Raw genomic sequence first — 6,377 nt, forward strand, 5'->3', positions numbered from 1 at the left:
AGTGGCATCATGTAGGAGATCAGAAGCGTTAGCCTGTGCCAGGGGGGGCCATGTTTCGAACGCGCGGGCAAGGGAAGAAGACACGGTCGTTCAGGCCTCGATGGTGGTTGTACGCCATCTTCGCCATGGAGTTGTGTGTTGCCTTGGCGGTGGGCCTGCCGTACCTCTTCGGCGATGACTCTTGGGAGGCCTGGGGATGGCCGGTCTGGATTGCGGACGTTTTTTCGTTGCTCGTGGTGCCGCTTGTGGTTTTCGCATCGTTTTCCTTGGTACGCCAGCAGCTCCGGGAGCGGGCTGAAGCGTCCCGGACCACGCGCTTGATGGATACGGTGCTGACCACCAGCCGGGAGTGGTTGTGGGCCATAGGACCTGACGGGCGCTTCACCTTCTCCAGCCCGGCGGGCGTGGAGTTGACCGGATACGAGCCTTCAGAATTACTAGGCAGGCATTTCCGGCTGATCATTGACCCTGATGATCTGGCCGACGCCCTGCAAGGAAGGGCTTCCACCGAGGACGCTACCGCCGGCTGGTCCGGACTTCACGCCGTGTGCCGCCACAAGGACGGCAGCAGGGTTCTGGTGGAGGTGTCCGGAAGAACGCTTCGCGACGCCGCGGGACGCCCTGCTGGTTTCGAAGGAACCAGCAGGGCGCTTGACCCCGGGACGGCGGACACGCTGGCTACCGGCGAGATCAGGAGCCGGGTCGAGGCGGTGCTCGCCGGGCGTTCCTTGATGACGGCATTCCAACCCATCCGCTCCCTGGAATCAGATTCAATCGTTGGGGCTGAAGCCTTGACCCGGTTCCCGGGCTCTCCGGATATTTCCCCGGAGGTGATGTTCGCTGAGGCGACGGCTGTCGAATTGGATGTTGAGCTTGAGATTCTTGCCTTCGAGACCGCACTTGCGGCTGCGAAGGGGCTGCCAATCGCGTTGTCGGTTTCCGTGAATCTCTCACCCCGGGCATACCTGGACGCGAGACTCTCCGATATTCTCGAGCACTCTGGAATATCGACCAGCCGGATCGTGCTCGAGGTGACGGAACGCCACCACGTTGTTGACTATGGTCCCCTCGCAGCGGCACTTGCACCTTTGCGCTGCCGCGGCTTAAGGATCGCAGTTGATGACGCCGGTGCGGGTTTTGCTTCCATGCGCCACGTCCTGTTGCTCAAGCCTGATGTGATCAAGCTGGACAGGGAAATCATTGCTGGCATCGATACTGACCCGGGCCAACGGGCCTTGGGGGCGGCCATGGTCGGCTTCGCGAAGGAAATCGGGGCAGCTTTGGTCGCCGAGGGGATCGAAACCGAAGCTGAGTTGAGCGCGGTGGCGGAGCTCGGCATGACCGCCGGGCAGGGCTACCTTCTCGGGCGGCCCTCGGTGCGGCCAGAGGACTGGGCACGGTGGGGTGAGGCGCCCAACTAACTCGCATTTGTTGTCGTTTTGAGGCTTGAGAACGACACCTACTGCGAGTTAGTTGCGTTAGGGATGGCCTGAGCTGGCACTCATCGGGAACCAGAGTATTCACCAAAGGGCCTACCGGGCATCTCCGATGAAACTGTTCTCATTCGTCCCAAGCAAGAGCGGCACGGTTGGGGAAGTAGCTTCTCCGGCGCCTACTCGTGTGTCACGAAGCCGGTGATGTCGGATGGGCTCCGGAGTCCGGGGAGGGAGCGGGAGCCTTCTGCCACGGCCAACGCCCGGTAATCTCAAGCTCGATGGAGAAGCTCAAGAACGTCCGGATCAGCACGATGACCGCCAGCACCCCCACGCTCTCAAAGGTGGGGGTGACTGCGACTGTACGAATGATGTCCGCGGCCACCAGAAATTCGAGGCCAAGCAGAATGGAGCGTCCCAGAAGCTGCCTGTAGGAGCGGTACACCGAAAGCGGTGCCGAGCTTGCCGGCAGGCGTTTGGGCTTGTAACCGCGCAGGGCAAGGGGTATCGACGCGATGGCCCCCACAACCATCACTGCCACACCCGCAAAGTCCATGTACCGGCCGACGACCTCGATGATTTGCTGGAAATCCATCAGTTCCCTTGTCCCAGGCTAGGGTGCCGGGATCGGGAAGAACGCCCGAGGATCCTGCAACAAGGCGGGGTAGTCGAAGTCCGTGCGGTCGATGATCTTGGTGACCTCGAAGTTGCGGCCGAAACGGCCGTCTTCCAAAGTGATGGGGCGGCCATGGATCTTGCCCAGCGCAAACTTGGCGCCGCCCTCGATGGGGACGAGAACTGGCGTGTTGCCGGGGAGCGTCCGGAAGGCCTCATCTTGGCGCTGGCGATTGCGCGTGGGCTTCTTCACCAGCTGCTTCGGGGCCTTGCGGGCGGTCTTGCCCGGACGGCGGGACGTTTCCGAGGCATAAACGAATTGGTAGCCGTCGCCCTCGCTGTTCGCGGCCTTCGCCTTGCCTGCTGCCGGCATCCCCACCTTGTCGATCTTCTCGGGTTCGACGTCGCCCACCGGAGCGCGAAGCACCCAGATGAAGTCGTCGTAGGGGTCTTCGGGGATGAACTCGTGACTGGGCTCGGGCCAGAGGTACTCGAGGTCGTTCGGAGTGTCCGGGAAGAGCTCGGCGTAGAAGCGGGGCTCCTTTTGGAGCAGCTTGGAGCGGTGGCTCAGGTGGAAATCGGCGTCGCCCAGCCACGGCGGCATCGGAATCTTGGACGCGTAGTCCGGGTGGGCTGCCTGGGGTGCGAACTCGGTGATGCTGGCGCGGGTGTTGTCCGGATTGCCGCGGGCGACCCATTCGTCCACCATGGCCAGGCCGTAGAGGGTGAGCGCGGGAACGTAGCCCATCCACATGCGGATAGCGGGGTGGGAGGGCCGGCCGAACTCGGGGATCACCAGTGCGCGAAGGATCTGCAGTGCTTCGACACGCTGCTTGCCAAGCCTTGCGGTGTCCAAGACGGCAGCACTTTGCTTGAAATCGGGGAACGGGAGGAAGGTCTGCATCCTTTCAGTTTGGGGGCCGAACGGCGTAGATCCAAGTTGACGCGGTGTGGCCTTCCCCTCGCTCGTGTTATTGGCGCCCTTTGATCGCTGTTTGCCGGGCGCTCAGATGGGGCGCGTCCAGGATTCGTCCTAGTCTTGTCGAGTGGAAACTTTTAGCGAATCGACGACGACGGCGGCACCTCCGGGTGCCGAACTGCACCTACACATCGAGGGGACGCTTCAGCCGGAGCTGATTTTCGCGCTCGCGGAACGGAACGGGATTGAGCTTCCGTATGCGGATTTGGACGAGCTGCGTGCACGGTACGAGTTCACGGATCTGCAGTCATTCCTGGATCTGTACTACGCCAACATGGCCGTGTTGCGCACCGAGCAGGATTTTGCGGACATGACCAGGGCTTATTTGGCACGCGCCGCGGCCGGTGGCGTGCGGCACGTCGAGATCATGATGGACCCACAGGCGCACATCTCGCGCGGCGTGGCGTTGGAGACTTGCGTGAACGGCGTGGCGTCTGCGCTCACGACGTCGGTGGAGGACTTTGGCGTCTCGACGCTCCTGATTGCCGCGTTCCTGAGGGACATGTCCGAGGAATCCGCACTGGAGGTCCTCGAGCAGCTTCTTGCCATGAAGGCGCCGATTGCCGGCATCGGCCTGGATTCGGCCGAGGTGGGCAATCCGCCGTCGAAGTTCGAACGACTGTACCGCCGCGCGGCGGAGGCCGGACTGCGGCGGATCGCGCACGCCGGCGAGGAAGGGCCCGCTTCGTATGTGTACGAGGCGCTCGACCTGCTTGGCGCCGAGAGGATCGACCATGGCATCCGTTGCATGGAGGAACCGGCCCTCGTGGAAAGGTTGGCGGCCGAGCAGATTCCGCTGACAGTGTGCCCCCTGTCCAACGTCCGGCTGCGCGCCGTGGATACCCTGGCGGATCACCCTTTGCCCGCGATGTTGGCCGCCGGGCTGAATGTCAGCGTGAACTCGGACGATCCCGCCTACTTCGGCGGCTACGTGGACGACAACTTCGCGCAGCTTGTGGCTGTGCACGGGTTGTCTGTCAGCGACCGGGCGCGCCTGGCCGCGAACTCGGTGCGTTCATCGTTTGCGGACGAGGCCCGGAAGGCAGAACTGTTGGCCGAGGTTTCGGAATGGGAGAAGGCTTCCGTCAATTAGTCGGTCGCGGGTCGATCACCGCGCTGCGCGGAGCTAAGCCCTCGCTGTCGGCCCACCAGCCCTATCGAAGTTCCCGGACCACTTCCTGAAACGCGAAGTGAGTTGGATAGCCTTGATTGCTCATTGCATGCACCATGGCTTTTGTCATCCAATCCTGGGGGAGCCATGTCCGGTCGGTCATCTGGGGATGGGTCGGATTACAGACGGACGCCCAGAGCATAAAGACGAGTTCGGCCCAATCAGAGTGAAGGATCCACTTGATCGGGCCATTCTCCGAAACTCCGTCGATGCTGAGCTGCCCTGGACCCACCAATGAGGCCATATGGATGCTGTGCCAGTTCCAGGCATGGATGCCACTGGGGGAGTGAAGGTAAAATCCAAAGTTGCTCACGGCGACCGTCCCGTGGTCGATTGGAACCCAACGCGGCTGGGCCATTTCAGCTGCCTGCCGGCGTCGTGATGCGTTGCCAATAGCCTGCGCCGCGGCGAAACCGGCCATCATGGCCAGTCCACCTCTTCCGGTGGCAACCATCATTCCGTGGCTGTGGGCGTAACTACCGTCACCGGGTGCATGCCAGGAGAGCAGCTGAAACCCTCCATGTGCAACGATCCTCTCCTCGGGTCCGCCCAGCCGAAGGGCGAACGGTACTGGAAGGTGCTGACGTTGCCCCAACTGGCCGCGCATCGTGAGGACTGCCAATTCCGCGGTGGTCCAAAGTGCCTCGTCGCGGGCAGTCCATTGCTCGTTTTCGTCTTGCATAGGCTTTTTCCCCATGGGGTTTAAGCTAGCCGATTCCCGAGGGGATATGCCCGCCGAGGAGCAAGGTTGTGGATATCGGCGCACACGGCGCCGCTCGGAAAGAAGCGGATTCTGGCCGGGGCTCTCTGGAGGCCCTCGAGGGTACCCCAAGCGCCAGCTACCGGCCGGTACCCGAGAGCCGCCCATCACTTGCCGGCGTTTGGGCGTAATAGTGGGTCACGACACACGGTGTTTACCAAGAACAGTCGCCAGAATTTACAGAACATTGGCAGACTGCTGAAGGAATGTTCGCCGTTGAAGGAGACCCAGTGGCCAAGTCCACCGTCGAAAAAAGCAGTGCCCGTCTCAAGACCGTCCTGGACGTCTTGGCTGAGGGAACGTGGTCCGAGAAGTCGTTGAATGCCGGCGAGATCCTGGCAGAAGCGATTGTCCGTGTCCCGCTGGATGAGCGTGAGAGTGAGCTGCTCAGTGGAGGCATTCCGCGCGGCCATAAGAGCCTGACGACGGAGACCGCGAAGCTGGTCAAGGCCGGCTGGCTCGTCAAGGGCCGTTCAGGCTGGACCATCACCGACGACGGCCTGCGTGCCACGGTCGCTTTCGCCAAGCCGGACGAGTTCGTCACGGCGCTGACTGAGGGCATCCCCGTCCCGGCAGATACCCCGCTTCCCACAGCTCCCGTCAAGAAGGCTCCCGCCAGGAAGACCGCGGCCAAGAAGGCTCCCGCGGTGGAAAAGGCACCTGCTGCCAAAGCCGCAGCAACGAAGGCCCCGGCCGCCAAGGCAACGCCCAAGAAAGCTGCAGCACCCAAAGCGGCTGCCGCCGTCGAGAAGCTCGAGCAGCCGTCCGCCGTCGCGATCGCTGGTGACTTCAACACGATTCTCGGCGCGCCGGAGGACTGGGCTCCGCAGTACGACGAGGTGCAGATGAAGTTCAACGCCCGTCGCAAGGTGTGGACCCTCGCCGCCACGTTGCCTGCCGGTTTCTACACGTACAAGATCGCGCTGAACCGTTCGTGGGACGAGAACTACGGCGCGTTCGGCGCACGTGACGGTGCCAACCACGAGCTAAAGCACGACGGCGGCAAGGTCACCTTCACGTACGACCACGCCACACGCGACATCGTCACGGCTTAGCCGGTTCTCCCACGTTTTCTCCAAGTCCACATGCGACTTGGAGAAAACTCGGGAACAAGCGCCCAGGGTCCGAGGTTAGGGTAGGTCAACAGAACCTAACCGAGGAGCTAGCGATGACCGATGCCACTTTCCGCCACAAGGGACTGCCCCCGGTTTTGTTGACTCCTTGACCTAGCGAGCTGGTGCTCGTGGAAGGATGTTGACCATGCCGACGGCTTATGGGGCGGAGTTCCGCCAGGATGTTATTGATGTGGCCCGCAAGGGCGAGGCGCCGCTGGCGCAGATTGCGAAGGATTTTGGGCTGTCGGGCACGACGCTCAAGCGCTGGATTGCCATCGCGGAACGTAAGGAGTCCGGGGCCGGC

General features: G+C 62.5%; 6 protein-coding genes and 1 pseudogene. 4 read left to right on the plus strand and 3 right to left on the minus strand.

Going from position 1 to position 6,377, the window contains the following annotated elements; all coding sequences use genetic code 11:
* The first annotated feature begins 107 nt into the window (after positions 1-107).
* On the plus strand, positions 108-1,421 hold the full coding sequence (locus tag QRN51_RS10150) for a sensor domain-containing phosphodiesterase (protein ID WP_284989725.1): 1,314 nt from the start codon (positions 108-110) through the stop codon (positions 1,419-1,421).
* Positions 1,422-1,623: 202 nt separating this feature from the next.
* Here QRN51_RS10150 and QRN51_RS10155 read toward each other — a convergent pair whose 3' ends face one another.
* Both QRN51_RS10155 and QRN51_RS10160 read right to left on the minus strand, forming a co-directional pair.
* Positions 1,624-2,028 carry a DUF1622 domain-containing protein gene (locus tag QRN51_RS10155; RefSeq protein WP_284989726.1) on the minus strand — a complete coding sequence of 135 codons (405 nt, stop codon included), beginning with the start codon at positions 2,026-2,028 and terminating at the stop codon, positions 1,624-1,626.
* Between the two features lie 18 nt (positions 2,029-2,046).
* Complete coding sequence (locus QRN51_RS10160) at positions 2,047-2,952, minus strand: MSMEG_6728 family protein (protein WP_284989727.1); 906 nt, start codon at positions 2,950-2,952, stop codon at positions 2,047-2,049.
* Between the two features lie 142 nt (positions 2,953-3,094).
* On the opposite strand from QRN51_RS10160, the gene QRN51_RS10165 reads away from it, so the two are divergent.
* Positions 3,095-4,120 (plus strand): adenosine deaminase, encoded by a 1,026-nt coding sequence (locus QRN51_RS10165; protein WP_284989728.1) that lies wholly within the window; start codon positions 3,095-3,097, stop codon positions 4,118-4,120.
* Positions 4,121-4,181: 61 nt separating this feature from the next.
* On the opposite strand, the gene QRN51_RS10170 is transcribed toward QRN51_RS10165, so the two are convergent.
* On the minus strand, positions 4,182-4,655 hold the full coding sequence (locus QRN51_RS10170; RefSeq protein WP_284989729.1) for a hypothetical protein: 474 nt from the start codon (positions 4,653-4,655) through the stop codon (positions 4,182-4,184).
* A gap of 533 nt (positions 4,656-5,188) precedes the next feature.
* On the opposite strand from QRN51_RS10170, the gene QRN51_RS10175 reads away from it, so the two are divergent.
* Together QRN51_RS10175 and QRN51_RS10180 are read left to right on the plus strand one after the other, a co-directional pair.
* The gene (locus QRN51_RS10175; protein WP_113990616.1) at positions 5,189-6,013 is read left to right on the plus strand and encodes a pullulanase X25 domain-containing protein; all 825 of its coding nucleotides are present in this window, start codon (positions 5,189-5,191) and stop codon (positions 6,011-6,013) included.
* Positions 6,014-6,218: 205 nt separating this feature from the next.
* A pseudogene (locus QRN51_RS10180) lies at positions 6,219-6,377 on the plus strand (IS3 family transposase); the annotation flags it as partial.

The organism is Arthrobacter sp. efr-133-TYG-120 (genome assembly GCF_030209785.1).
Classification (GTDB): domain Bacteria; phylum Actinomycetota; class Actinomycetes; order Actinomycetales; family Micrococcaceae; genus Arthrobacter.

Excerpts from the sequence above, each read along its gene's own strand:
- QRN51_RS10170 (WP_284989729.1), bottom strand. The coding sequence starts at position 4,655 with ATGATGGTTGCCACCGGAAGAGGTGGACTGGCCATGATGGCCGGTTTC.
- QRN51_RS10160 (WP_284989727.1), bottom strand. The coding sequence starts at position 2,952 with ATGCAGACCTTCCTCCCGTTCCCCGATTTCAAGCAAAGTGCTGCCGTC.
- QRN51_RS10155 (WP_284989726.1), bottom strand. The coding sequence starts at position 2,028 with ATGGATTTCCAGCAAATCATCGAGGTCGTCGGCCGGTACATGGACTTT.